Raw genomic sequence first — 25,369 nt, forward strand, 5'->3', positions numbered from 1 at the left:
ACCTCACCGCCGTCCGAAGTCGGAGTAGACGGGGATACCGGTGGCGAGGGATTCCTGGGCGAGGGTGAGGCGGCGGGTCATCGAGGGCCGGAGGCGAGGAGCTGCTTCGTCCAGCGGGAGAAAATAGTGGGCGCGGGCCTCGGTCGGGTCGAGGGTGAGCGTGGCGTCGTCCAGGACACCACCGTCGAAGACGAACGCCAGCGAATCGGACCACGGGCCGTGCGCGGGGACCCAGTCGACGACCAGCAGGCGGCCGATGTCCAGCACGAGCCCGATCTCCTCCCGCACTTCCCGGCAGCACGCCTCGTACGGCGACTCGTTCGACTCGACGATGCCGCCCGGGATGTCCAGAGTCGGCTTGTACGTCGGCTCGAGGAACAGGATTCGCCCGTCCCGGTCCCGGATCAGCGCACCGCCCGCCGCGGTCTTCCGCGGCATCCGCGCCGCGATCCCGGGGTTGAACTCCCGCTCCGGCTCACCCTCGGCGGCAAGATCGTCTTGTCGGTTCACCGGTCCAGTGTCGTACGCCCAGCGTTTCTACGTCTGATCCAGTTGGGTGCGGAGGTAGGTGAGTTTGTCGGGGTTGAGGACGGCGCGGAGCCTGGCGATGGCGCCGTCGCGGATCTCGGGGACGAGTACCCCGGTGAGGTTGCCGGACTCGTGGACCAGGATCGCGGGCGCGGCATTGACCTCGATGACGGACAGCCGGGCCGTCAGGGCGCGGGGACCGGCGGCCAGGCCGGCCAGGTAGTGGGCGGCGTTGGAGCGGCCGAAGATCGGTTCGCGGGCCGCGATCGCCTTGCCGCCGCCGTCGGCCCAGATTGCCGCGTCCTCGGTCAGGATCGCCTCCAGGCCCGTGACGTCGCCGTCGACGGTGGCCGCGATGAAGCGGTCGACCAGGGCCGTCGCGTCCGCGGGTCGCGCCTCGAAGCGTCGCCGCTCGTCGCCGAGGCGGGCGAGCGCGCGGTGGTACAGCTGCCGCGCGTGCCCTTCGTCGACCCCGAGCACCTCGGCGCTGTCCCGGTGCGTGTAGCCGAACGCCTCCCGCAGCACGAAGACCGCCCGCTCCGGCGCGGTCAGCTTCTCCAGCAGCACCAGGAAGCCGAGCGACACCGTGTCCCGTCGCTCGACGAGCTCCTGCGGATCGTTGCCCGTAGCAAGCGGCTCGGGCAGCCACGGGCCGACGTACCGCTCCCGCCGGGCGCGTGCCGACGTCAGCCGGTTGATGCACAGGTTCGTGACGACGGTGGTCAGCCAGGCGGCCGGCGTCTGCACCGGTCCGTGCCCCGATCGCCAGCGCAGATACGCGTCCTGCACGACGTCCTCCGCCTCGGTCGCCTCGCCGAGCATCCGGTACGCGATCCCGAACAGCCGCGGCCGCTGCTGCTCGAACTCGGCGACCTCGTCCACGACGCCAATTGTCACGGACGCTCCGCGAACGGGACGAGCTGCTCCCGGTCCCCTTCCCGTACGGCGAGCTCCTGCCGCCAGACGGGGTTGTCGACAAAGTGGTTGTCGAAGCGCTCCGCGGTCGCGAGCACCTCGGCCGGCGACGCCGCACCCCGCCGGATGCGATCGCCGAGCCGGAAGTACTCGAACCGGTTGTTGCCCGGAGCCTTCACGATCAGCACGTCGGCGCCGGTGTCCATCGGCGTGCCCCAGGCGTGGTGCATCAGCGGCGGCACCAGCAGGTAGTCGCCCTTGCGGACGGTCAGGACCTGGTCGCCGGCGATTCGGCACCGGCGCCACGGGTCAGGACTGCGGTTTGGTCTGCGTTCATGCCCACCTGACCGGGCGGCCGCCCCGATTCGTGACGTCGCCGGACGTGACGGCCGTCACGTCCGGGATCCGCTCCGCGACCGATTCGTTGCGCACAGCAAGACACTCGACGGACGGCCTGGATCGGCGCATGGTGGGAGCAGCGCAGGGAGGGGTCTGAGCGCTGGAGAGGTGGGGGGACGCCATGCTCCGTCAGGGGAAGGGGCGCGGCCGGATCAGCCTGGCCGTGGTGCTGGTGCTGCTCGCGGCCGTGCTGTCGCAGGTCGGGTCCGCGGGTGCGGCGACGTTGCCGGCCGGCTTCCGGGACTCGGTGGTCCTGAGCGGACTCACCAACCCGACCGTGCTGCAGTTCGCGCCGGACGGGCGCATCTTCGTCGGCCAGAAGAACGGCGTGATCAAGGTCTTCCAGAGCTTGACCGACACGAACCCGGTCACGGTCGCGAACCTGTCGACGCAGGTGGACGACTACTGGGATCGCGGCCTGCTCGGGATGGCGCTCCCACCGGACTTCCCGGCGAACCCGTACCTCTACGTGCTCTACGCGTACGACGCCCCGATCGGCGGCACCGCACCGGTGTGGAACGACGCCTGCCCGACACCACCCGGCCCGACCACCGACGGCTGCCTCGTGTCGGCGCGCGTGTCCCGGCTGCAGCTCAACGGCAACGTCATGACCGGCTCCGAGCAGGTCCTGATCAACGACTGGTGCCAGCAGTATCCGAGCCACTCGGTCGGCACGCTGCTGTTCGGCCGTGACGGGTACCTCTACGTCAGCGGCGGCGACGGAGCGAGCTTCAACAACGTCGACTACGGCCAGTACGGCGCGACGTACGCCGGTGACCGCGCCAACCCGTGCGGTGATCCGCCCGGCGCGGTCGGGACTGCGCTTACTCCGCCCGGCGCCGAGGGCGGCGCACTGCGGAGCCAGAGCGTGCGTCGTACCGACGGACCGGCGACGCTCGACGGCACCGTGTTGCGCATCGACCCGGTGACGGGGGCTGGGGTCGGCGGCAACCCGTTCTTCTCGTCGTCGGACCCGAACGCCCGTCGGATCGTGGCGTACGGACTGCGCAACCCGTTCCGGATCACGCAACGGCCCGGGACCGACGAGCTGTGGATCGGCGACGTCGGCTGGAACACCTGGGAGGAGATCAACCGGGTGGTCTCACCGACCGCCGCGGCAAACTTCGGCTGGCCGTGTTACGAGGGAGCGGCGGCGCAGGCCGGCTATCAGGGCGCCGGCCTCAACCAGTGCTCGACGCTGTACTCGGCGCCGGGTTCGGTCGCCGCGCCGTACTACGCCTACAACCACAGTGCCTGCGTCGTGAGCTACACCGGGTGTCACACCGGCGGCTCGTCGATCACCGGGATCGCCTTCTACCAGGGCGGGACGTATCCGGCGGCGTACAACGGCGCCCTGTTCTTCGCGGACCACAGCCGCAACGAGATCTGGGCGATGCTGCCCGGGACGAACGGCCTGCCCGATCCGGCACGGCTGCAGACGTTGGTCGGCGTCGACTCGACCGGAGCGGCCGCGGGTCACCCTGTCGACCTGAAGATCGGCCCCGGCGGAGACCTGTTCTACGTCGACATGGAGAACGGCACCGTCCACCGGATCAGCTACACCGCTGCCAACCAGCCGCCGACCGCGGCGTTCACCGCGAGCCCGGCCAACGGCCCGGTCCCGCTGACGGTCGGCTTCGACGGCACCGCGTCGTCCGATCCCGAGGGCCGGCCGCTCACCTACTCGTGGGACCTCAACGGCGACGGCACGTACGGCGACGCGACCGGCGCGACCGCGTCGTACACCTACTCCACGGCCGGCACCTACCACCCGAACCTGCGGGTGACCGACGACCAAGGAGCGAGCGACACCGCGACCGTGACGATCACGGCCGGCAACACCGCGCCGTCCCCGGTGATCGACACTCCCGCCGCCTCACTCACGTGGAAGGTCGGTGACACGATCCCGTTCTCGGGCCACGCGACCGACGTACAGGACGGGACCTTGCCGGCCGCGGCGCTGAGTTGGTCGCTGATCATGCACCACTGCATCACGCCGGCCGACTGCCATACGCACACGGTCCAGACGTTCGGCGGAGTGTCCAGCGGTTCGTTCACCGCGCCCGACCACAGCTACCCGTGCTGGCTCGAGCTGACGCTGACCGCGAGGGACTCCGGCGGGCTCACGTCGACCGTGAGCAGGCGACTCGATCCGCGGACCGTCGTGCTGACGTTCAAGACCAACCCGGGTGGGCTGGCGCTGACGAACCTCGTGGTCAACGAGGCGCCCAGCTCGACGCCGTTCTCGGTCACCGTCGTGGCGGGCTCGGCGAACTTCATCAGCGCCCCGGCGCAGCAGGTCTTCAACAAGTCCACCTACAACTTCGTCTCCTGGTCCGACGGCGGGCCGCAGAGCCACACGATCGTCGCGCCGGCGGTCAACACCACCTACACCGCGACGTACCGCAAACGCTGATCCGCACCTGTCATCGGATCGATCAGTTTTCAAGAAGCACCGGAGGTACGGCCGCTCCTAGTGTTTGGGGTACCGACCAGCAGAAAGGCACTCCGATGGCCACCACGAAGAAGAAGTCGTACGAAGGGTTCACCGCGGAAGAGCAGGCCGCGATGAAGGAGCACGCGAAGGAGCTGAAGAGCAAGCAGGACCCGGCCGAGGCGCAGGCGGCGAAGATCGCGGGGATGGCCGACGCCGACCGGGTGATGGCCGAGCGGCTCAACGAACTGATCCCGCAGATCGCGCCGGACCTCACCCCGAAGCTCTGGTACGGCATGCCGGCCTGGGCCAAGGACGGCAAGATCGTCTGCTTCTTCCAGGACGCCGCGAAATTCAAGGCCCGGTACGCCACCTTCGGTTTCAACCCGCCGGCCGCCCTCGACGACGGCGACTTCTGGCCGACCTCGTACGCCCTGCTCGAACTCACCCCGGCCGTCGAGAAGAAGATCGTCGCCCTGGTCAAGAAGGCCGCCGGCTAGACCGCCGCCCGGACCCGGGCGGCCGGACCGGCACTGCCTGCGTGGCAAAATCTGGCGGGTGCAGATCGGGATGCTGGGGCCGTTCGAGGTGCGGGCCGACGACGGGAGCGTCGTCGACGTGCCTGGCGCGCGGTTGCGCGGGCTGTTGGTCGCCCTGGCGCTCGACGCGGGACGAGTGGTGCCGAAGGCAACGCTCGTCGACTGGATCTGGGGCGAACAGCCGCCGGCGGACGCGGCGAACGCCCTGCAGCGCCTGGTCTCCCGCCTCCGCAAACTGCTGCCGGTCGAGGGGCACACGGACGGTTACCGGCTGCAACTCGACCCGGACGCCGTCGACGCCGTGCGGTTCGAGCGGCTCGTCACCCGCGCCCGCACCGACCAGGACCCGCAGGGCATCCGCCTGCTGCGGGAGGCGCTCGCGTTGTGGCGCGGGCCCGCGATGCAGGACGTCGGCCTGACCGAGAGCGGCGCGTTCGACGCGGCCGTGACCCGGCTGGACGGGCTCCGCCTGACCGCGACCGAGGACCGGTACGACGCCGAGATCACGCTCGGCCACGGCGCGGAACTCGTCACCGAGCTGACCGATCTGGTCGCCGCGCACCCGGTCCGCGAACGTCTCGTCGCCGCCCTGATGCGCGCGCTGGTCGCCTCCGGCCGCGACACCGAGGCGCTGCGCACGTACGAGCGCACCCGCGAGATCCTCGCCGACGAGCTGGGCGTCGACCCGTCGCCGGAGCTGTCCGCGCTGCACGTCGCGCTGCTCCGCGGCGAGCTGGTCCGGCGCGACGAGAAGCGGAACACGAATCTCCGCGAGGAGCTGACGACGTACGTCGGCAAAGAGACCGACGTCGCCGCGGTCCGCGACCTGATCGCCGGGCACCGCCTGACGACGCTGATCGGGCCCGGCGGATCGGGCAAGACCCGGCTCGCGTCGGAGACCGCCCGGACCGTGCTCGGCGATCTGCCGGACGGCGTCTGGATGGTCGAGCTCGCGGCGATCGGCGCCGACGGGGACGTGGCACAGGCGACGCTCGGGGCGCTCGCGCTGCGGGACGCGCTGCTCGGCGACGTACCGGACACCGACCCGACCGACCGGGTGGTCGCCGCGGTCCGCGAGCGGGCGATGCTGCTGATCCTGGACAACTGCGAGCACGTGATCGAGTCCGCCGCGACGTTCGCGCACCGGGTGCTCGGCGAGTGCCCGCGGCTGCGGATCCTCGCGACGAGCCGGGAACCGCTCGGTATCACCGGCGAGGCGCTGTGGCCGGTCGCGCCGCTCGCCGTACCCGTCGACGGCAGCGACATCGACGCGTCACCGGCCGTCCGGCTGCTGCAGGACCGCGCCCGGACCGTGCGCGCGGACCTCGCGCTCGACCCGGAGACGATGGCCCGGATCTGCCGTGCGCTCGACGGGATGCCGCTGGCGATCGAGCTGGCCGCGGCCCGGCTGCGCACCATGTCGCTGGAGCAGCTCGCCACCCGCCTCGACGACCGTTTCCGCCTGCTGACGGGCGGCAGCCGTACGGCGCTCCCCCGCCACCGCACGCTGCGCGCAGTGGTCGACTGGAGCTGGGAGCTGCTGACCGACGCCGAGCGGTCGGTGCTGCGCAGGCTCGCGGTGTTCTCGGGCGGCGCCGGCCTGGAGGCGGCCGAGCAGGTCTGTGCGGGCGGCGAGGTCGAGTCGTGGGAGGTGCTCGACCTACTGACCGCGCTGACCGAGAAGTCGCTGGTGGTCACCAAGGACGAGGGCGCGCCGCGGTACCGACTGCTCGGCACGATCAAGGAGTACGCGCAGCAACGTCTCGAGGAGGCGGGTGAGACCGACTCGGCCCGCCGTACCCACCTCGCGTTCTTCACCGAGCTGGCCGAGGCCGCCGACCCGCACCTGCGACGCACCGAGCAGCTCGAGTGGCTGGCCATCGTCGAGGCCGAGCACGACAACATCGCCGGCGCGATGCGCGGGGCGCTGGCGGCGGGTGACGCGGAGGGCTCGATGCGGCTCGCCGCGGCCGCCGGGTGGTACTGGTGGTTCGCCGGGCACAAGGTCGAGGGCAGCGAGTTCCTGCTGGCGGCCCCGGAGGTACCGGGCGAGGCGTCCGACGAGAGCCGCGCCGTGGTGTACGCGTTCGTGGCCAACTTCATGACCTCGGGGCGCGGCCGCGACCAGTTCGACGCCGAGGACTGGATCCGCAAGACCGCGGACCTCAGCCGGCGGGTCGAGAGCCCGCACCCGGCGGTGACCTTGTCGACCGCGCTGGAAGGCCTGCTGCGAGGGGCCGGCTCGTTCGTGTCCACGTTCGAGCCGCTGCTCACCGACAAGGATCCCTGGGTACGGGCGCTGGCACGGCTGCAGACCGGCAAGATGCGGATCATGCTCGGCGACGGCGACCGGGACGCCGACCTGGCGCTGGCGACCGCGCTGTCCGAGTTCCGCGCGATCGGCGAACGCTGGGGCATGTCGTTCGCGCTCACCGAGCTGGCCGACCGGCTCGCGGTCCGCGGCGAGTTCGCCGACGCGTGCGCGCACTACGAGCAGGCGATCGCGGTCGCCACCGAGGTCGGCGCGATCGAGGACGTCGTCCGGATGCGGTCGCGGCAGGCACAGCTGTACTGGCTGGCCGACGACCAGGGCGCGAGCTCGGCCGCGATGGCGGACGCCCAGCGGCTGGCCGAGCGGGTCGCGTGGCCGGAGGCACTCGTCGAGCTGGCGTTGTGCAAAGCGGAGCTTGCGCGCTGGCGCGGTGACGCCGAGGAGGCGCGCCGCCGGCTCGACCAGGCGACGGCGATGCTGGGCCGCGAGGCCGAGCAGGCGACCCTGCGCGCGACGATCCAGGACGTGCTGGGGTATCTGGCCACGGATCTCGACCAGGCCTGGCAGCACCGCAGTGCGGCGTTCCAGGCAGCGGCCGAGGGCGGACACGTCCCCGGGATCGCCCAGATGCTCGTCGGTATCGCGGATCTGGCGCTGCGAAGCGATCAGGACGAGCAGGCCGCGCGGCTGCTCGCGGCGAGTGCCGTCGTCCGCGGTCTGCCCGATCGCTCGAACCCGGATGTGGCCGCGCTGGAGCAGGAGACGCGCCGCCGCCTCGGTGACGCGAGGTTCACCGAGGCGACGGAAGAGGGCCGGCAGGCGAGCTGGCGAGAGCTCGTCGAGGTCACGCTCGCTTCTTGAACGTCGAGGTCGCCCAGACGTAGCCGACCACGGCGATCCCGAGGCACCACGCGAACGCGGCGATCATGTCACCGGTGTGCGGCGCGCCGTTCAGCAGACCGCGCAGGCTCTCGATGATCGGCGTGAACGGCTGGTACTGCGCGAACTGCTTCACGCCGGGACCCATCTTGTCGGCCGGCACGATCGCGCTGCTGAAGAACGGCAGCATCACCAGCGGCACCGAGGCCAGGCCCGCGGTCTCCGGCGATTTCGCGAACAGGCCGAGGGCAACGGTCAGCCAACCGGTCGCCAGTCCGAGCAGGACGACGAGACCGATCACGCCGAGCCACTGCGCGAAGCTCGCCGACGGGTCGAAGCCGAGCGCGAACGCGACGCCGATGATCGCGGCGATCGCGATCAGGTTGGTCAGCACGCTGGCGATCACGTGTCCGGTCAGCACCGCCCCGCGCGGCACGTCCATCACCTTGAACCGGTTGATGATGCCCTTGGTCATATCGGAGTTCACCGCGGTCGCCACGGCGCCGAGTCCGTAGCAGACCGCCAGCAGGAGCATGCCGGGCGTCGCGTAGTCGACGTACGGGACGCCGACGCTGAACGCGTCGCCGAGCATGTAGACGAACATCAGCATCACGACGACCGGCATCAGGACGGCGTTGAACACCGAGGTCGGGTTCCGCGCGATGTGCTTGAGGTTGCGGCGCAACATCACGATCGAGGGGTTCTTCATTTCGCGACTACCTCCGCGGTGTCGTGCCCGGTCAGGGCGAGGAAAACGTCGTCGAGGTCAGGGGTGTTGACGGAGAACTCGTCGGCGGCGAGCGAGTACTCGTCGAGCCGGTCGAGCAGTGCGCGGACGGACTGGGTGCCGCCGTCGCTGGGGACGCGCAGGGTCAGCGCGTCGTCGTCGCGGGTCGAGCCGGGCATGACCGCCGCGGCCTTGTCGAGGTCCTCGACCGAGCCGAACCGGAACCGGACGTGGGTGCCGGGGATCTGCCGCTTCAGCTCCTCCGGGGTGCCCTGGGCAACCAATCGACCCTTGTCGAGCACCGCGATCTTGTCCGCCAACTGGTCGGCCTCGTCCAGGTACTGCGTGGTCAGGAAGATGGTCACGCCGTCGGCCAGCAGCTCGCGGATGATCGTCCACATGGTGCGCCGGCTGCGCGGGTCGAGGCCCGTCGTCGGCTCGTCCAGGAAGATGATCCGCGGGTTGCCGACCAGCGTCATGGCCAGGTCGAGCTTGCGGCGCATACCGCCGGAGTACGTCGCCGCGGCCTTGTCCGCGGCCTCGGTCAGGTCGAAGCGCTCCAGGAGCTCGGAGACCGTGCCCTCGGCCGCGCCGGCCGTCAGGTCGACCATCAGCTGGAGGTTCTCGCGGCCGGTCAGCAGCTCGTCCACGGCCGCGAACTGGCCGGTGACGCCGATCGCGGACCGGACCGCCTTGGCGTCGGTCGCGACGTCGTGCCCGGCCACCCGGACCGTACCGCTGTCGGCCTTGGTCAACGTGGTCAGCACGTTCACCGTCGTCGTCTTGCCGGCCCCGTTCGGGCCGAGCAGGGAGAAGACGGTACCCGCGGGGACGTCGAGGTCGATCCCGTCGAGCACGGTCTTGTCGCCGAATGCCTTGCGCAGTCCTGTGACCGCGATCGCCGAAGTTGTCATGGAAACACCTTCGGCGGGCGCCCTGACACGCACCTGACACGCCGCCTACACGGTGTCAGTCGCGTGTCCGCGCTCGTCGCAGGGCCCTGTCAGCGCGCGCGGCGAGAGTTGTCGGCAACCGACACCCAAGGAGCTCAGATGTCCACCTTCGCCACCCCCGCGCCGATCTCCGCCACCGTCGACATCATCTTCGGCAACATCAGCGTCAAGGCGAGCGATCGCACCGACACCGTCGTCGAGATCCGGCCGACGGACCCCGCCTGGGACCTGGACGTCAAGGCCGCCGAGCAGGTGGTCGTCGAGTTCACCGACGGCAAGCTGCAGGTCAAGCACCCGAAGCTGCGGTCGATCTTCAGCAAGCGGTACGGCGCGATCGAGGTCCTGATCGAACTGCCGACCGGCTCGCAACTGCACGGCTACACCGCCAAGGGCGAGTACGTCGTCGAGGGCGAGATCGGCTCGTGCGAGCTGAAGACCGCCAACGGTGACATCCGGGTCGGCACGGTGACCGGCGCCCTGCGCGCCAAGTCAGCCACCGGCCACATCAGCGTCGACACGGCCGGCGCCGAGGTGAACGCCCGGACCGCGAGCGGCGACATCCGCGTCGGGGTCCTCGGCACCGGCTCCGTCGACCTCTACACCGCCACCGGCGAGGTCGCGATCGGCGTTCCCGCCGGCACCGCGGCCGCCCTGGACGCGCACACCTCGGTCGGCCGGGTCTTCAACCACCTGGACACCGCCGAAGCCACGACCCGTACCGTCCCCGTCCGCGCCCGCACCCACGGCGGCAACATCACCCTCACCCGCGCCTGACGTGCATTGGGACAGGACGTCTCGGGCAGCACCTAGTGCACCTGAGCGTGGACCCGTCTGCGCGTACAGCGTCTCACCGGTGCACTACCTGTCGAGCTGCACACCCTCGTCCATCCGGTCGGCGGCGAGGGAGGCGAGGAGACGGAGTTTCTCCGCGGACGGGGACCCTGGTTCGGCGGTGTAGACGAGGAGGACGAGGCCCGGTTCGGCCGTGATCGCGAGCTCCTCGTAGACGAAGGTGAGGTCGCCGACAGCGGGGTGGTGGAAGCGCTTGGTGCCGCTGCCGTGGGTGCGGACGTCGTGCGCGCCCCACAGCCGCCGGAAAGTCTCGCTCTGGGTGGAGAGTTCGCCGACGAGGTCCTGCAGGGCACGGTCGTGGGGGTCGCGGCCGGCCTCGGCGCGCATGATGCCGACGCACATGTGCGCGAACAGGTCCCAGTCCGGGTAGAAGTCGCGCGAGGCCGGATCGAGGAACTGGAAGCGGGCCAGGTTCGGCGTCCGGCCGCCCGAACCGATCACCGGCGAGTAGAAGACCCGGCCGAGAGCGTTCGTCGCCAGCAGGTCTTGCGCTGGGTTGCGGACGAACGCGACCCCGTCCGTGATCGCCTCCAGCGCCCATTGCAGGCTCGGTCGGGCGGCCGACTGCGCGGAGGCTCGGCGACGACGGCGCCCCGAGGCCGGAATACCGTCGGCCGCGCGCGCCAGATCGAGGAGGTGCGCGCGTTCGGTCTCGTCCAGCCGGAGCGCCTGCGAGATCGCCTCGAGCACCGAGGCGGAGGCTCCGGCGATCGTCCCGCGTTCGAGCTTCGCGTAGTACTCGACGCTCACGCCCGCGAGCGTCGCCACCTCGCTGCGGCGCAGACCGGCCACCCGGCGCTGCCCGACCGCGGGCAGGCCGACGTCCGACGGGGTCAGCTTCGCCCGTCGTGAGGTCAGGAACTCACGGACCTCGGCCTTGTTGTCCATGACCTCGACAGTACCGGCGCGGAACCGTCCGAGGGATGTACTGCCGATACACCTCTCCAGCGTGACTTCTTCAGCGCCTCCCCCGGCGCTTGCCTGGAGACATGACCAGTACCGCCGTGCGTCCGACCGTCAGGCTGACCGCCACGGTTCTTGCCTCGGTCGTACTGATCACCGCGATCGCGCCGCTGGCGACCGACATGTACGTGCCCGCGTTCCCGCTGGTCGCCCGCGACCTGAACACCGGCCCGACCGAGGTACAGCTGACGCTGACCACCTTCTTCGTCGGGATGGCGCTGGGCCAGTTGCTCGGCGGACCGTTCTCGGACCGGGTCGGCCGGCGACGCCCGTTACTGGTCTCGCTCGTCGTACTGACAGCGGCTTCCGTCCTGTGCGCCTTCAGCCCGACGATCGGTGTACTCATGGTCGCCCGGCTGCTGCAGGGGTTCAGCGGCGGCTGGGCGATGGTCATCGCCCGCTCGATCGTCGTGGACCTGACGTCGGGGGCTCGGCTGGTCCGGGCGATGAACGTGGTCGCCGGTGTCGCAGGGCTCGCGCCGATCGTCGGGCCGCTGCTCGGCGCGGCCGTCCTGCGCTTCTCACACTGGCGGGTGTCGTTCTGGGTCGTCGCGGGACTGGCCGCGTTGATGGTGGTGACAGTCGCGGTCGGCGTACCGGAAACCCTCCGGCGGCGCGGCGAGCCGTTCACGAGCGGGGTACTGCGGAACCGCGGGTTCACCGGCTACCTGGTGGTCTTCGCCTTCTCGATGGGCACGATCTTCGCGTACGTCGCGACGTCGGCCTTCGTGCTGCAGTCGATGAACGGCCTCTCCCCCGTCGCGTACTCGGTGGACTTCGCCCTCAACGCTGTCGGGCTGACCGTCGCCACCCTGATCTCTGCCCGGCTGGCCGATCGCGTCCCGACGCGACAGGTCGTCCTTGTCGGGCTGGCGGCGACCGGTGCCGCCGGCGTGGCGTTGCTCGGAGGCGCTCTCGCGGGCATGCCGCTGCCCGTGGCGTTGATCGGCTTCTTCGTCCTGATGACCGCTCAAGGACTGGTCGGCCCGAACGCCGGCGCGCTCGCATCCGCCCATGTGCCGGAGCATCCCGGCACCGGCTCGGCGTTGCTGGGTTTCCTGCAGTGGTGCGTGGCCGGCGTCGTCGCTCCGCTCGCGGGCCTCGGCGGCGAGCGGAGCGCCGTACCCATGGCGGCCATCGTGCTCGCCCTCACCGCCCTTTCCCTGTTCGCACTGATCACCAACCAGAGAGGTTCCCACCCATGCGTGGAGTCATGATGTACGGTCCCGGCGACGTTCGCGTCGAGCACCGGCCCGACCCGGCGATCGAGCAGCCGACCGACGCGATCATCCGGCTGAGCGCCACCTGCGTCTGCGGTTCCGACCTGTGGCCGTACCGCGGCCACGACCAGCTCGACGGCCCGGCGCCGATGGGCCACGAGTACGTCGGTGTCGTCGAGGAGATCGGATCCGAGGTCCGCACGGTCAGGCCCGGTGACTTCGTGATCGGCTCGTTCTTCGCCTCCGACAACACGTGCGAGATCTGCCAGGCCGGCTACCAGTCGCGGTGCGTCCACGCCGAGCTGATGGGTGCCATCGGCACCCAATCGGAGCTGGCCCGGGTTCCGCTCGCGGACGGCACGCTGGTCGCCACCGGCGGGATGCCCGACGCCGATCTGGTCCCGTCCTTCCTGGCGGCGTCCGACGTTCTGGGCACCGGCTGGTTCGCCGCCGTGGCGGCAGCAGCCGGCCCGGGCAAGACGGTGGCCGTTGTCGGCGACGGCGCGGTCGGGCTCCTCGGCGTACTCGCCGCGAAGCAGCTCGGCGCCGAGCGCGTCATCGCGATGAGCCGGCACGAACCCCGGCAGCAGCTGGCCCTGGAGTACGGCGCGACCGACATCGTCACCGAGCGCGGCGACGCGGGCGTCGCGCGGATCAAGGAACTCACCAACGGGTACGGCGCGCACAGCGTCGTCGAGGCCGTCGGCACCCAGGAGGCGATGATGCAGGCCATCCGCGCGACCCGGCCCGGCGGCCACGTCGGTTACGTTGGCGTGGCCCACGAAGTGGCGCTGCCGGGCGACGAGCTGTTCTTCTCCGGCGTCCACCTGCACGGCGGTCCCGCGCCGGTCCGCCAGTACCTGCCGACGCTGATCGACCTGATCTCCCGCCGGGTGATCGACCCCGGCAAGGTCTTCGACCTCACCCTGCCCCTGGCCGACGCCGCCAAGGCCTACGAAGCCATGGACCAGCGCCAGGCGATCAAGGCGCTGCTGCAGCCCTGACGACGCGAAGCCCCGCACGGAGCGTGAGCGTCAGGTCACCGTCGAAAGCGAGGTGAATTTTGTCGGAGTGTTGACGGAATAATTCCGGGTTCCTACCGTCGCCAGCGTGCAGACGTTTCCAGGAGTGCAGGCGCTGGTACGGAGGACCCACGAGGAGCGGGTCCTCCAGGTGCTGCGTGAGCAGGGGGCGCTGAGCCGGAACCAGATCGCCCGCGCGGTCGGACTGTCCCGCACGACGCTGTCGGAGATCACCGGGAGCCTGCTGCAGCGCGGCGCCATCGTGGTGACCGACACCGACGCGGCGCACCGGGAGGGCAGCGGGCGTCCGGCCGAGCGGCTGGCGCTGGATCCGGCGTCGGGGCAGTTCATGGGCGTCGACTTCGGGCACCGCCGCGTGCATGTCGTCGTGGCCGACGCCTCGCACGAGATCGTGGCGTCGGGCTCCGGCCGGTACGACGAGCGCGTGGACTGGCCGACCCGGCTCGACGTCGCGTTCGGCCTGGTGGAGCGGCTGAGCGACGAGTACGGCATCCACTACGGCGCCCTGCAGGGCGTGGGCATCGGGATCCCGGGCCCGTACTCGGGCAAACCGGGTGTCCGCGACTACCCGTCGCACCGGGCCGCGGCCGACGGCTTCCACGAGGCCTCGGTCGACGAGGCCTTCTGCGAGCGGTTCGGCGCGCCGGTGATCGTCGACAACAACACCCGGCTGGCGGCGCTCGCGGAGGCGATCTTCGGCGAGAAGGCGATCGAGAACCTCCTGTACGTCCGCCTGTCCGACGGCGTCGGCGGCGGCCTCGTCGTCGGCGGCCGCCTGATCTCCGGATCGGCCGGTCTGGCGGGCGAACTCGGCCACGTCACCCTCCGCGCCGACGGCGACTCCTGCCGCTGCGGCAAGAACGGCTGTCTCGAGACGATCGCTTCGGTCCCGGCGATCCTGGCCGCCTGCCGCACCGCCGGGCTGCCGGTCGAGAGCCTCGACGATCTCGCGGCCGCGGTCGCCCGTTCGCATCCGCTGGGCGACCGTGTACTGCGGGATGCCGCCGCCGCGGTCGGCCGCGTCCTCGCCGCCGTCGCGATGGCGCTCAACCCCGCCGAGATCGTGATCGGCGGCGAGATCACCCGGATCGCGCCGGTGATTGTCGAGCAGGCCGCCGCCACCGTCGCGTACGAGCTCTTCCCGGGCGCCGTCTCCCCCGGCGTCCGCGCGGCGCGCCTCGCCGACGACGACGGCGCGCTCGGCGCCCTCGCCGCGCTGTTCCACAGCTCGCCGCTGCTGGCGGGCTACCCAGAGACGCCGGCGCCCGCCGGCGCCGGTTCGCGGGCGGCGATCCGTCCGCGGCAGACCCGAGGAGTGGCCGATGGCCGTGATCAGTGACCAGACCGCCCGCGGCGCCAAGCCGCGCGACCGCGCGGGAGGGCGAACGCGCAGCCGGGCCGGTGGTCTTCCCCTGCTGCTGAACGCGGTGTCGGTCGGTCTCGGCATCGCGGTGTGGTGGGCGCTGGCGCTCGCCGGGCTGAAGCTGCCGACGCCGCCCGAGGTCGTCGCGCAGGCGATCACCCTGATCGGCAACGGGACGCTGGGCAAGGACGTCCTGGCCAGCCTGACGCGGGTGCTGATCGGCTTCGCGCTCGGCACCGCCGCGGCGATCCCGGTCGGCTTCCTGATGGGCTGGTACGCCGTGGTGCGCGGACTGGTCGAACCGTGGATCCAGTTCTTCCGCACCGTCCCGCCGCTGGCGATCATCCCGCTGGCCATCGTGCTGATGGGGATCGGCGAGGCGCCGAAGATCTTCGTGATCTTCCTGGCCGCGTTCCTGGCCTGCGTGATCTCGACGTTCCAGGGCGTGGTCAACGTCGACCGTACGCTGATCAACGCGGCCCGGGTGCTGGGCGCCAAGGACGCCGGCATCTTCGCCCGCGTCGTGGTGCCGGCCTCGACGCCGTTCATCCTGGTCGGCATGCGGGTCGGCCTCGGATCGGCCTGGGCGACCCTGGTGGCCGCTGAGCTGATCGCCGCCCAGCAGGGCCTCGGCTTCCGGATGCAGAACGCGCAGCTCTACTACGACCTGCCGACGATCTTCGTCGGCCTGATCTCGATCGGCATCCTCGGACTGCTGATGGACCGGATCCTGCTGACCGCCGAACGCAAACTCACCGGATGGCAGGAGCGCCGATGAAGATCTCCGTCCGGTCCGTGACCAAGACCTTTGCCCTGGGCAAGGACACGTTCACGGCGCTCGACCAGGTGTCGCTGGACATCGCCGCCAACGAGTTCATCACCGTGGTGGGCCCGTCGGGGTGCGGCAAGAGCACGCTGATGAACATCCTGGCCGGCCTGGAGGAACCGACCTCGGGGCGCGCGCTGGTCGACGGCGTACCGGTCGAGGGGCCCGGGCCGGAGCGCGGCGTCATCTTCCAGCAGTACGCGCTCTTCCCCTGGCTGACCGTGCGCAAGAACGTCGAGTTCGGGCTCAAGACCGCCGGTGTCGGGAAGGCCGAGCGCCGCGAACGGGCGCAGCACTTCATCGACGTGGTGGGGCTCGGCGACTTCGCCGACGCGCTGCCCAAGATGCTGTCCGGCGGGATGCGGCAGCGCTGCGCGATCGCTCGCGCGTACGCCGTGAACCCGTCGATCCTGCTGATGGACGAGCCGTTCGGCGCCCTGGACGCGCTCACCCGGGTGAAGCTGCAGGAGCAACTGCTCGACACCTGGAGCCAGGAGCAGCGCACGGTCCTGTTCATCACCCACGACGTCGACGAGGCGGTCTTCCTGGCGAACCGCGTCATCGTGATGGCCGCGCGGCCCGGGCGGATCTACGACGTGATCGACGTCGACCTGCCCTACCCGCGGTCGGAGGAATTCCGGCTCAGCGCCGAGTTCGCCGACCTGCGCAACCGCGTCTGGCACTCCGTCTACCACCAGGACGGCCGCACGGCCGCCGAATCCACCGTCACCGTCCGATCCTGAGGAAGCTCATGTCTGTCTCACGCAAGCTCTCGGCCCTCGCCGCCGGGGCCGTTGCTCTCACGCTCGCGCTCGCCGGCTGCGGCGGGTCGGATGACAAGGCGGCCGACGGCGGCCCACTGCAGGAGGTGAACTTCGGCTACATCGCCGACTACAACGGCACCAGCCTGCTGGCGATCGCGAACGACCAGAAGCTCTGGCAGCAGCACGGTCTGAAGGCGAGCACCAAGGTGTTCACGAACGGCCCGCTGCAGATCCAGGCGCTCGGCACCGGCGACCTCGACTTCGGCTACATCGGCCCGGGCGCGTTCTGGCTGCCGGCCTCCGGGCAGGCGAAGGTGATCGCGATCAACACGCTCGGCAACGCCGACCGGGTGATCGCCCGCTCCGGGACCACGTCGATCGACCAGCTGCGCGGCAAGACCGTCGGCGTACCGGAAGGCACGTCGGGCGACATGATCCTGACGCTGGCGCTGCAGAAGGCCGGGATGTCGAAGAGTGACGTCAAGGTGGTGAACATGGACGCCTCGACGATCGTGTCGGCGTTCGCGTCGAAGAAGATCGACGCGGCCGGCTTCTGGTACCCCGCGATCGGGACGATCAAGAAGCAGGTCCCGGACCTGACCGAGCTCGCCAAGAACTCCGACTTCGAGGCGCAGGTCTCGTTCCCGACCGCGTTCGTGGCCGGTAACGACGTCGTGTCCGGCCAGAAGGGCAAGACCGAGAAGACGATCGCCGTCCTGCGCGACGCGATGGCCTACCGCTCCGCCAACCCGGACGAGTCGATCGAGCTGACCGCGAAGATGCTGAACGTGCCGGTCGGCCAGGTCAAAGCCGACGCCGGCAACGTCAAGGTGCTGTCGGTCGACGAGCTGGACGCCAAGACCAAGGACGGCACGATCGACAAGTGGCTGAACGGGATGGCCGACTACTTCGTCCAGGCCGGCAAGCTGAAGTCGAAGACCGACCCGAAGACGTACTACACCGGCGACCTGTTCACCGCGGCACGTTCCGGCTCGGTGGCGAAGTGACCGAGCCGAAGAACATCCTCTTCCTGATGACCGACCAGCACCGGGCGGACACGCTCGGTGCCTACGGCAACCAGTTGGGGACCACCCCGAACCTGGACGAGCTGGCCCGGACCGGGACCCGCTTCGACCGGTGGTACACGCCGACGGCGATCTGTACGCCGGCCCGGGCCAGCCTGCTCACCGGGCAGGCGCCGTTCCGGCACAAGCTGCTGGCGAACTACGAGCGGAACGTCGGCTATCTCGAAGACCTGGGCGAGGGTACCTTCACGTTCTCCCAGGCGTTGCGCGACCGCGGGTACAACTGCGGGCTGATCGGCAAGTGGCACGTCGGCACGCGGAAGTCGGCGGGTGACTTCGGGTTCGACGGTCCTGACCTGCCGGGTTGGCACAACCCGGTCGAGCACCCCGACTACCTCGCGTACCTGGCGGAGCGGGACCTCCCGCCGTACGAGATCTCGGACCGGATCCGCGGCACGCTGCCGAACGGCGGACCGGGCAACCTGCTCGCCGCCCGCCTGCACCAGCCGGTCGCGGCGACGTTCGAGCACTACCTGGCGACCCGGGCGATCGAGATGCTCGAGCGGTACGCCGCGGACGGCGGGAAGCCGTTCTTCCTGGCGCTGCACCTCTTCGGGCCGCATCTGCCGTACATCCTGCCGGACGAGTACTTCGACCTGATCGACCCGGCGGACGTCGAGCTGCCGCGGTCGGTGGCGGAGACGTTCCAGGGCAAGCCGATGGTGCAGAAGAACTACAGCGCGCACTGGACGTTCGACACGATGCCGATCGAGACCACGCGCAAGCTGATCGCGATCTACCAGGGGTACGTCGCGCTGATCGACTTCGAACTCGGCCGGGTGCTGGACGCGATGCAACGGCTCGGGCTGGCCGACGACACGTCGGTGTTCTTCACCTGCGACCACGGGGAGTTCACCGGCTCGCACCGGCTGCACGACAAGGGGCCGGCGATGTACGAGGACATCTACCGCACGCCCGGTCTGCTGCGGGTGCCCGGGCAGCCGGAGGGCGTCGTACGGAACGAGTTCGTCAGCCTGCTCGACTGCACCGCGACGATCCTCGAACTGGCCGGGGCCGACCCGAAGAACGCGGTCGACTCGCGGAGCCTGCTGCCGCTGGTAGGTGGCGAGCCGGCCGAGTGGGACGACGACATCGTCTGCGAGTTCCACGGGCACCACTTTCCCTATCCGCAACGGATGCTGCGCACGGACCGGTACAAGCTCGTGGTGAATCCGGACTCGGTGAACGAGTTGTACGACCTGGAGCTCGACCCGGACGAGCTGCTCAACGTGTACGAGCACCCGGAGCAGGCCGGCGTACGGTCGCAGCTGATGCGGCGGCTGTACACGGTGCTGCGCGAGCGGGGCGACAACTTCTACCACTGGATGACCTCCATGTACGACGTGGGCGACGTCGGCTACGACCCGACGATGAGCGGCCTCGACGAGACGACGTACCGGAAGTAACGCGCCGCAGGGCCCTCTGAGTGAGAGGGCCCCGCGGTCTGGTCAGGCGTTCTTCCGCCGCTGCACGTAGATGCGGTTGCTGCTCGGGCCGGTCCACTCCATCCGGACGACGCCTGGCACGGCGGCGTCGCCTGCGCGGGTGAGGTCCGACCAGTAGCCGAAGGCAGGGTTGCGGAAGAACGTTGCCCACAGGTGGCCGGCGGCGTCGGTGAAGATGTTGTTGTGGCCGGCCCCGACACCGGCTGTCCACCTGTGTGAGTACGGGCCTTCGAAGTGGTCGGAGACCGCCATGATCAGGTCGTACTGGTACTGGACACGGCCCGGCGCCGGCGGGTCGTAGGCGTTCCGGGCGGTGCCGTCCGGGTTCGTTGACGCCCGGTCCCAGGCGGCGTGCAGGAGGTAGTACTTCCCGCCGTGCTTGAAGACGTACGCGCCCTCCAGGTACGGCTCTGGGGTGTACGGGCTCTGCTGGAACGCCGGCAGACCGGTCGTCGGGACGATGTCCTCCATGTCGTCGCGGAACTGCGCGTAGAGGTTGTTGTGCAGGACGAGCCAAGCCTGGTCGCCCTCGGAGTACAGGCCGCCGTCGATGTGGTGGTACGCGCCGGGCAGGATGAAGCCCGGTCCGCCGATGAAGGAGTCCCCGAACGGCTTGTCCAGGTTGCCTTCGGCCAGGCGGTACGGTCCTTCGACGCCGCCCTCGCTGATCAGCAGGAACGAGCCGACCTTGCGGGAGTGGTCGCCCATGCAGGCCACGATGTACCAGGTGTCGCGGAAGTAGTGCAGCTCGGGCGCCCAGGCCTGGCCTCGCTTGCCGAACTGGGTGTCGTACCAGTACTCCTGCCACGGCGCGACGACGGTGCGACCGGGCGTGTTCTCGCCGACGAACTCGGGCGACCAGACCTTGCCCCGCTCGGCGTCGGGCCGGATCCCGGTCGTGTCGGCGAGTTTCCACGGCCCGTGCAACGAGGGCGCTGTCCAGACGAAGATGCCGTCGTTCCACGGCCCGGCCGCAGGCAGGCCCGGTACGCGCGTAGTACCCGTCGCGACGTACAGCGGGCGGCCGTTGACCTTGAAGCAGTTCACGTAGGTGTCGCGCATCCACACCCGGCCGAGCTCCGCGTCGCGCGGCCGCAGCTCGAGCGGCAGCACGAAGGAGTTGTCGTCCCGCGGCCACAGATCCAGCCGCGTGTCGGCCGCGCCGTACGGCTCGGGGTGGGGCCAGGCCGCCGGGTACCGCCCCGCATCCGCGTACGCCGCCGTGGAAGGGAGCGCCGCCGCGCCGACAACCCCCGCCAAACCGCCGAGAACCGTTCTCCTGTTGATCTCCATGCGCGCACGCTAGTCAGACTCATTTCAACGGTGAAGAACCGGCAAAAAGGTTCATGATGAGCGGTGTGAGACCAGCCTTGCCGGAGCTTGCGGCGACGTACGAGGGCATCCGGCCCGGGTACGAGCGCACCGTGCGTCTCGGCCACGGATCGCCGCTGTGGACCTTCGCCTCGACCGAGGTGCTGCGCTGGGGCGTGAAGACCCGCAGCGGCTTCTCCGTCGAGTCCGCCGTCGTCGACCGCGTGGCTCCTGGAGACCGCTACTGGCTGGTCGCCCACCTGGGCCCGTTCCGCGTCCGAGAACCCGTCGAGATCCTCGAGGTCGTCGACGAGCCGGAGCTGAAGGGTTTCACCTACGGCACGCTCCGCGGGCATCCGGTCCGGGGCACGGAGACCTTCCTGGTCGAGCGGCGGCCGGACGGCTCCGTCCAGCTGACGATCCGCTCCCGAACCCAGGCGGCGCCAGGCGCGTGGCGAGTCGCCTACCCTGTCGCGCTCCTGGCCCAGCGGTTCTACCGGAAGCGCTACTTCCGGGCTCTTTCGCGGTGATGTCAAGGTGGGGTGATCGGCTCCGACCTTACTGTGAGGGCGCCGGGAGGCGGTGCCGGTGATGTGAAGGAGCTTCAGATGTCCGAAGTGCGGGTTCACAACTTCGCGATTTCGCTGGACGGGTACGGCACGGGTGACGGCCAGTCGCTCGAGGCGCCGTTCGGGCATGCCGGGGAGCGGCTGCACGAGTGGCTGGTCGGAACGCGGTTCTTCCACGCCGCGGACGGGCTGCCCGGCGGCACGCGCGGCGTCGACAACGCGTACGCCGAGCAGCACGAGCCGGGGATCGGGGCCGAGATCATGGGCGCCGGCAAGTTCGGCCCGCCCGGCTGGCAGGACGACCCGGACTGGAAGGGCTGGTGGGGCCCGAACCCGCCGTTCCACTCACCGGTCTTCGTCCTCACCCACCGCCCGCGCGCGTCGGTCGAGATGGAGGGCGGTACGACGTACCACTTCGTCGACGCGACCCCGGCCGAGGTGCTCGAGCAGGCGAAGGCCGCGGCGAACGGCGCCGACGTCCGTGTCGGGGGCGGAGCCACCGTCGTCCGGGACTTCCTCGCCGAGGGCCTGATCGACTACCTGCACGTCGCGCAGGTCCCGATCGTGCTCGGCCGCGGCGTGCGGCTGTGGGACGGCCTGGAGGCGCTCGACGACAGGTACGCCGTCGAGGTGGTCGCGTCCCCGAGCGGTGTCACGCACCTGACGTTCACGCTCAAGAAGGGCTGAGACCTACCGGGCGGCGGGCACGTGCACGGTGGCCCGCAACCCGCCGCCGATCCGCGGCATCAGCGCCAGGCTCCCCTCGTGGGCGCGGGCGATGGTGTTGACGATCGCCAGGCCCAGCCCGACGCCGCCGTGATCGGTGCGGGTCCGCTCGGCGCCGCGCTGGAACGGCTCGACGAGCGTGGCGACCAGCCGCAGCGAGAGTTCCTCGCCGGTGTTCTCGACGACCAGCTCCGCGGTGCCGGAGTGAACGCCGGTCGTGATCCATACGGTGCCGTGGTCGGACAGGTTGTGCACGATCGCGTTGTGCAGGAGGTTCGTCGTCAGTTGCAGCAGCAGCGCACGCGAGCCGCCGGCCAGGGCGACGCCTCCGGAGACCTCGATCGTCAGACCGCGCTTCTCGGCGAGCGGCAGCAAGGTTTCGACGGCCTCCTCCACCAGCAGCGACAGGTCGACAGGCTCCGGCGTGAACGACCGCTGGTCGGCGCGGCTGAGCAGGAGCAGCGCCTCGGTGAGGTCGATCGCGCGGTTGTTGACGGCCCGGAGACGGTCGACGAGGACGCGGTTGTCGCTGTTCAGGTCGTTACGGGCGACATCGAGCAAGGTCTGGGTGATCGCCAGCGGCGTACGCAGCTCGTGCGACGCGTTGGCCGCGAACCGCTGCTGCTCACTGACATGCGCTTCCAGCCGCGCCAGCATCGTGTCGAACCCGTCGGCGAGCTCGCGGAACTCGTCGCTCGGCCCGGGGAGCCGGATCCGGTGCGAGAGCGACCCGGTCGCGGCCAGCCTGGTGGCGTCGGTGATCCGGGTGAGCGGGGCGAGCATGCGGCCGGCCAGGAGCCAGCCGCCCGCGAGACCGAAGACCAGCAGAATCAGCAGTACGACGCCGGCCCGCGGCGCGAACGTGCGCAGCAGCACGGAGCGGACCGGGAAGACACCGTCGTCGATCCCGTCGGGGACGATGAGCATCGCCCGATCGGGCACGTACCGCAGCAGGAACGCCCAGACGGCGGCCAGCAGCAAGGCGCCGGCGAGCATCAGGAATCCCGCATAGCTGAGCGTGAGTTTGAGCCGGACGCTCAGCCCGGGCTCCCTAACCATGCTTCGGCCCCGTGTCGATGCGATAGCCGGCACCGGCCACCGTCGCGATCAGCCACGGCTCACCGAGGCGTTTGCGCAGCGCCGAGACCGTGATCCGTACGGCGTTCGTGAACGGATCGGCGTTCTCGTCCCAGGCTCGTGCCAGGAGGTCCTCGGCGCTGACGACACCGCCCTCGGCAGAGACCAGCACCTCGAGTACGGCGAACTGCTTGCGGGTCAGCGCGATGTACCGGCCGTCGCGGTAGACCTCGCGGCGGAACGGGTCCAGGCGCAGTCCGGCGATCTCCTGCACCGGCGGGCGGTTGTGCGCGCGCCGCCGGTCGAGGGCGCGCAGACGCAGCACGAGTTCCTGCAGCTCGAACGGCTTGGTCAGGTAGTCGTCGGCGCCGAGCTCGAACCCGGACGCCTTGTCGTCGAGCCGGTCCGCGGCGGTCAGCATCAGGATCGGCAGACCGCTGCCGGAGGCAACGATCCGCTTGGCGACCTCGTCGCCGGACGGGCCCGGGATGTCACGGTCGAGAACGGCGATGTCGTAGGTGTTGATGCTCAGCAGCTCCAGCGCGGTGTCGCCGTCACCGGCCACGTCCGCGGCGATCGCCTCCAGGCGCAGGCCGTCGCGGATGGCGTCGGCCATCTCGGGTTCGTCCTCCACAATCAGCACCCGCACATCCTCGATAGTACGAGGCGGCACATATCGCGCACGTATCGAAAACCGGATACGCGCCGGCAACACCGCGCTGACTTGACTGGACACATGTCCGTCAGCGCACCGGCACCAGGCCGCCGTACCCGACTGTCGATCCGCGCGGCCCTCGTCGTCGCGAACGTGGCGATCATCGGCGTGTTCGTCCATCAGACGCTGGCGTTCCCGTCGTTCTCGGCCGGCGCCGCCCTCGGCGAGGCGGACGGCGCCGTACCCGAGGGTCTGACGGTCTTCGACGACCACATCCCGGCAGTCGGCAACCTCGATCCCGCCCTGCTCGGCGCGCTGCGCCGGGCCGCGACGGACGCGGGGAACGACGGGGTCAAGTTCTACGTCAACAGCGGGTGGCGCACACCGGCGTACCAGAAGCAGCTGTTGCGGGACGCGGTCTCGAAGTACGGCTCGATGGAGGAAGCGGCCCGCTGGGTCGCTACGCCCACCACGTCCCCGCATGTTCTGGGGCAGGCGATCGACATCGGGCGCTCCGACGCCACGGCCTGGCTGGCCGAGCACGGCGCGCGGTACGGGTTGTGCCAGATCTACGACAACGAGCCGTGGCATTACGAGCTGCGGCCCGAGGCCGTCTCCCACGGCTGCCCGCCGCGGTACGCCGACCCGACGCACGACCCGAGGATGCAGGGGTGACGCTGAGCGTCGCGCCGATCAGCTCCGCCGAGCACCTCGCGTACATCGGCACGCAGCGGTCGGTCAGCTTCCTGCAGACGCCGGCGTGGGGCCGTGTGAAGACCGAGTGGCGGAGCGAGTCGCTCGGCTGGTACGACGGCCCGCGGCTCGTTGGGGCCGGGCTGGTTCTGCATCGGCCGGTGCCGCGGCTCGAACGGCATACGTTGGCCTATCTGCCCGAGGGGCCGTCCATTGATTGGACCGGTGATCTCAGCAGATGGCTCGATCCGCTGGCGGCGTACCTGAAGGCGCAGGGGGCGTTCGCGATCCGGCTTGTGCCGCCGTTGCGCACGCACAGCTGGAGCGCCGATCAGGTCAAGGCGGGGATCGCCGATCCGGAGGTCGCGCGGCTTACCGAGGTGCCTGGTGCCGTCGATGTTTTGGGCGCTCGCGTGACGAGCCGGCTGAGTGCAGCCGGGTGGTTGCCGCAGAGCCCGGAGGATGGGTTCGGCGCTGGTCAGCCTCAGTTCAAGTACGAGGTCCCGCTGGCCGGCCGGAGCGAGGACGACGTGCTCAGGGGAATGAACCAGCTTTGGCGTCGCAACATCAAGAAGGCGGCCAAGGCGGGTGTCGAGGTCACCGCCGGAGACGACCTGAAGGCGTTCCACGATTTGTACGTCCACACGGCTGCGCGCGATCACTTCACGCCCCGGCCGCTCGGGTACTTCGAGACCATGTTCGCGGCGATGAGCGCTGAGGATCCCGAGCGGATCAAGCTCTACCTGGCACATCATTCCGGTGACCTCGTCGCCGCCACGATCCTGGTCCGGGTCGGCGCGTACGCGTGGTACTCGTACGGCGCCTCCGCGACCGAGAAACGCGACGTCCGCGGCTCGAACGCCTGTCAGTGGGCAATGATCCGCGACTCACTGGCGGCGGGGTGCGACGTCTACGACCTGCGCGGCATCACTCCCACGCTCTCCGCCGACGATCCGCACGTCGGGCTCATCCAGTTCAAGGTCGGCACCGGCGGTCAGGCGGTGCGCTACGTCGGCGAGTGGGACCTGCCGCTGCGCCCGGTGATGTACCGAGCCTTCGACCTGTACATGAGGCGACGCGAACACCTGAGAAACAAGCGGAAGTAACACGATGATCAGCGACTGGCCCCAC

At 70.2% G+C, this 25,369-nt stretch carries 24 protein-coding genes; 15 read left to right on the forward strand and 9 right to left on the reverse strand.

Translation table 11 applies throughout. The features are described from left to right. Window positions 1-3: 3 nt before the first annotated feature. From AB0L64_RS27100 to AB0L64_RS27110, 3 genes are read right to left on the reverse strand one after another with little or no spacing between them, the layout of a single operon-like run. On the reverse strand, window positions 4-510 hold the full coding sequence (locus AB0L64_RS27100; RefSeq protein ID WP_363714411.1) for an NUDIX hydrolase: 507 nt from the start codon (window positions 508-510) through the stop codon (window positions 4-6). 27 nt (window positions 511-537) lie between these two features. Beyond that, window positions 538-1,425 (reverse strand): RNA polymerase sigma factor SigJ, encoded by an 888-nt coding sequence (sigJ, locus tag AB0L64_RS27105; RefSeq protein WP_363714413.1) that lies wholly within the window; start codon window positions 1,423-1,425, stop codon window positions 538-540. Further along, on the reverse strand, window positions 1,422-1,685 hold the full coding sequence (locus tag AB0L64_RS27110) for a hypothetical protein (RefSeq protein ID WP_363714414.1): 264 nt from the start codon (window positions 1,683-1,685) through the stop codon (window positions 1,422-1,424). Before AB0L64_RS27110 ends, sigJ begins: the two co-directional genes overlap by 4 nt. A 278-nt stretch (window positions 1,686-1,963) precedes the next feature. Here AB0L64_RS27110 and AB0L64_RS27115 point away from each other — a divergent pair, with 278 nt between their 5' ends. The 3 genes from AB0L64_RS27115 (at window position 1,964) to AB0L64_RS27125 (ending at window position 7,948) form a co-directional block, all read left to right on the forward strand. Then, entirely contained in the window at window positions 1,964-4,258 is a 2,295-nt protein-coding gene (locus AB0L64_RS27115) for a PQQ-dependent sugar dehydrogenase (RefSeq protein ID WP_363714416.1), read from the forward strand. 95 nt (window positions 4,259-4,353) lie between these two features. Beyond that, window positions 4,354-4,776, forward strand: coding sequence for a DUF1801 domain-containing protein (locus AB0L64_RS27120; RefSeq protein ID WP_363714418.1), 423 nt, complete (start codon window positions 4,354-4,356; stop codon window positions 4,774-4,776). 58 nt (window positions 4,777-4,834) lie between these two features. After that, window positions 4,835-7,948, forward strand: coding sequence for a BTAD domain-containing putative transcriptional regulator (locus tag AB0L64_RS27125; RefSeq protein ID WP_363714420.1), 3,114 nt, complete (start codon window positions 4,835-4,837; stop codon window positions 7,946-7,948). Here the strand turns inward: AB0L64_RS27125 and AB0L64_RS27130 are convergent. Together AB0L64_RS27130 and AB0L64_RS27135 are read right to left on the reverse strand one after the other, a co-directional pair. Then, entirely contained in the window at window positions 7,932-8,675 is a 744-nt protein-coding gene (locus AB0L64_RS27130) for an ABC transporter permease (protein WP_359937606.1), read from the reverse strand. The two genes, AB0L64_RS27125 and AB0L64_RS27130, sit on opposite strands and share 17 nt — an antisense overlap. Further along, complete coding sequence (locus AB0L64_RS27135; RefSeq protein WP_363714423.1) at window positions 8,672-9,607, reverse strand: ATP-binding cassette domain-containing protein; 936 nt, start codon at window positions 9,605-9,607, stop codon at window positions 8,672-8,674. The genes AB0L64_RS27130 and AB0L64_RS27135 overlap by 4 nt, the downstream gene beginning before the upstream one ends. A gap of 138 nt (window positions 9,608-9,745) precedes the next feature. On the opposite strand from AB0L64_RS27135, the gene AB0L64_RS27140 reads away from it, so the two are divergent. Next, window positions 9,746-10,420 (forward strand): DUF4097 family beta strand repeat-containing protein, encoded by a 675-nt coding sequence (locus AB0L64_RS27140; protein WP_363714425.1) that lies wholly within the window; start codon window positions 9,746-9,748, stop codon window positions 10,418-10,420. Between the two features lie 84 nt (window positions 10,421-10,504). Here the strand turns inward: AB0L64_RS27140 and AB0L64_RS27145 are convergent, their stop codons facing one another. Then, window positions 10,505-11,386 carry a helix-turn-helix transcriptional regulator gene (locus AB0L64_RS27145; RefSeq protein WP_363714427.1) on the reverse strand — a complete coding sequence of 294 codons (882 nt, stop codon included), beginning with the start codon at window positions 11,384-11,386 and terminating at the stop codon, window positions 10,505-10,507. A gap of 101 nt (window positions 11,387-11,487) precedes the next feature. Here AB0L64_RS27145 and AB0L64_RS27150 point away from each other — a divergent pair, with 101 nt between their 5' ends. The 7 genes from AB0L64_RS27150 (at window position 11,488) to AB0L64_RS27180 (ending at window position 19,168) form a co-directional block, all read left to right on the forward strand. Then, window positions 11,488-12,678 (forward strand): multidrug effflux MFS transporter, encoded by a 1,191-nt coding sequence (locus AB0L64_RS27150; protein WP_363714429.1) that lies wholly within the window; start codon window positions 11,488-11,490, stop codon window positions 12,676-12,678. Beyond that, entirely contained in the window at window positions 12,663-13,685 is a 1,023-nt protein-coding gene (locus AB0L64_RS27155; protein WP_363714431.1) for a zinc-dependent alcohol dehydrogenase family protein, read from the forward strand. Before AB0L64_RS27150 ends, AB0L64_RS27155 begins: the two co-directional genes overlap by 16 nt. Window positions 13,686-13,791: 106 nt before the next feature. Then, the gene (locus AB0L64_RS27160) at window positions 13,792-15,063 is read left to right on the forward strand and encodes an ROK family transcriptional regulator (RefSeq protein ID WP_363714433.1); all 1,272 of its coding nucleotides are present in this window, start codon (window positions 13,792-13,794) and stop codon (window positions 15,061-15,063) included. Next, window positions 15,047-15,865, forward strand: coding sequence for an ABC transporter permease (locus AB0L64_RS27165; RefSeq protein ID WP_363714435.1), 819 nt, complete (start codon window positions 15,047-15,049; stop codon window positions 15,863-15,865). Before AB0L64_RS27160 ends, AB0L64_RS27165 begins: the two co-directional genes overlap by 17 nt. Continuing rightward, the gene (locus AB0L64_RS27170; protein ID WP_363714437.1) at window positions 15,862-16,656 is read left to right on the forward strand and encodes an ABC transporter ATP-binding protein; all 795 of its coding nucleotides are present in this window, start codon (window positions 15,862-15,864) and stop codon (window positions 16,654-16,656) included. Before AB0L64_RS27165 ends, AB0L64_RS27170 begins: the two co-directional genes overlap by 4 nt. 8 nt (window positions 16,657-16,664) lie before the next feature. Then, a complete protein-coding gene (locus tag AB0L64_RS27175; RefSeq protein WP_363714439.1) occupies window positions 16,665-17,684 on the forward strand; it encodes an aliphatic sulfonate ABC transporter substrate-binding protein in 1,020 nt (339 codons plus the stop codon). Continuing rightward, complete coding sequence (locus AB0L64_RS27180; RefSeq protein ID WP_363714441.1) at window positions 17,681-19,168, forward strand: sulfatase-like hydrolase/transferase; 1,488 nt, start codon at window positions 17,681-17,683, stop codon at window positions 19,166-19,168. Before AB0L64_RS27175 ends, AB0L64_RS27180 begins: the two co-directional genes overlap by 4 nt. Before the next feature lie 42 nt (window positions 19,169-19,210). On the opposite strand, the gene AB0L64_RS27185 is transcribed toward AB0L64_RS27180, so the two are convergent. After that, window positions 19,211-20,500: a family 43 glycosylhydrolase gene (locus AB0L64_RS27185; RefSeq protein ID WP_363714443.1), complete on the reverse strand. Its 1,290-nt coding sequence runs from the start codon at window positions 20,498-20,500 to the stop codon at window positions 19,211-19,213. A gap of 65 nt (window positions 20,501-20,565) precedes the next feature. Between AB0L64_RS27185 and AB0L64_RS27190 the strand changes: the two genes are divergently transcribed. Next, window positions 20,566-21,048, forward strand: coding sequence for a DUF1990 domain-containing protein (locus AB0L64_RS27190; RefSeq protein WP_363714445.1), 483 nt, complete (start codon window positions 20,566-20,568; stop codon window positions 21,046-21,048). A 78-nt stretch (window positions 21,049-21,126) separates the two neighbouring features. Beyond that, entirely contained in the window at window positions 21,127-21,774 is a 648-nt protein-coding gene (locus AB0L64_RS27195) for a dihydrofolate reductase family protein (protein ID WP_363714446.1), read from the forward strand. Between the two features lie 3 nt (window positions 21,775-21,777). Here the strand turns inward: AB0L64_RS27195 and AB0L64_RS27200 are convergent, their stop codons facing one another. Together AB0L64_RS27200 and AB0L64_RS27205 are read right to left on the reverse strand one after the other, a co-directional pair. Beyond that, complete coding sequence (locus tag AB0L64_RS27200) at window positions 21,778-22,872, reverse strand: HAMP domain-containing sensor histidine kinase (protein WP_363714448.1); 1,095 nt, start codon at window positions 22,870-22,872, stop codon at window positions 21,778-21,780. Then, window positions 22,865-23,539, reverse strand: coding sequence for a response regulator transcription factor (locus AB0L64_RS27205; protein WP_363714450.1), 675 nt, complete (start codon window positions 23,537-23,539; stop codon window positions 22,865-22,867). Before AB0L64_RS27205 ends, AB0L64_RS27200 begins: the two co-directional genes overlap by 8 nt. Window positions 23,540-23,626: 87 nt before the next feature. Between AB0L64_RS27205 and AB0L64_RS27210 the strand changes: the two genes are divergently transcribed. Together AB0L64_RS27210 and AB0L64_RS27215 are read left to right on the forward strand one after the other, a co-directional pair. Further along, complete coding sequence (locus tag AB0L64_RS27210; protein WP_363714452.1) at window positions 23,627-24,220, forward strand: M15 family metallopeptidase; 594 nt, start codon at window positions 23,627-23,629, stop codon at window positions 24,218-24,220. Beyond that, window positions 24,217-25,344, forward strand: coding sequence for a peptidoglycan bridge formation glycyltransferase FemA/FemB family protein (locus tag AB0L64_RS27215; protein WP_363714454.1), 1,128 nt, complete (start codon window positions 24,217-24,219; stop codon window positions 25,342-25,344). Before AB0L64_RS27210 ends, AB0L64_RS27215 begins: the two co-directional genes overlap by 4 nt. The last annotated feature ends 25 nt before the right edge of the window (window positions 25,345-25,369 follow it).

It is taken from the genome of Kribbella sp. NPDC051936, from assembly GCF_040680955.1.
Lineage (GTDB): Bacteria > Actinomycetota > Actinomycetes > Propionibacteriales > Kribbellaceae > Kribbella.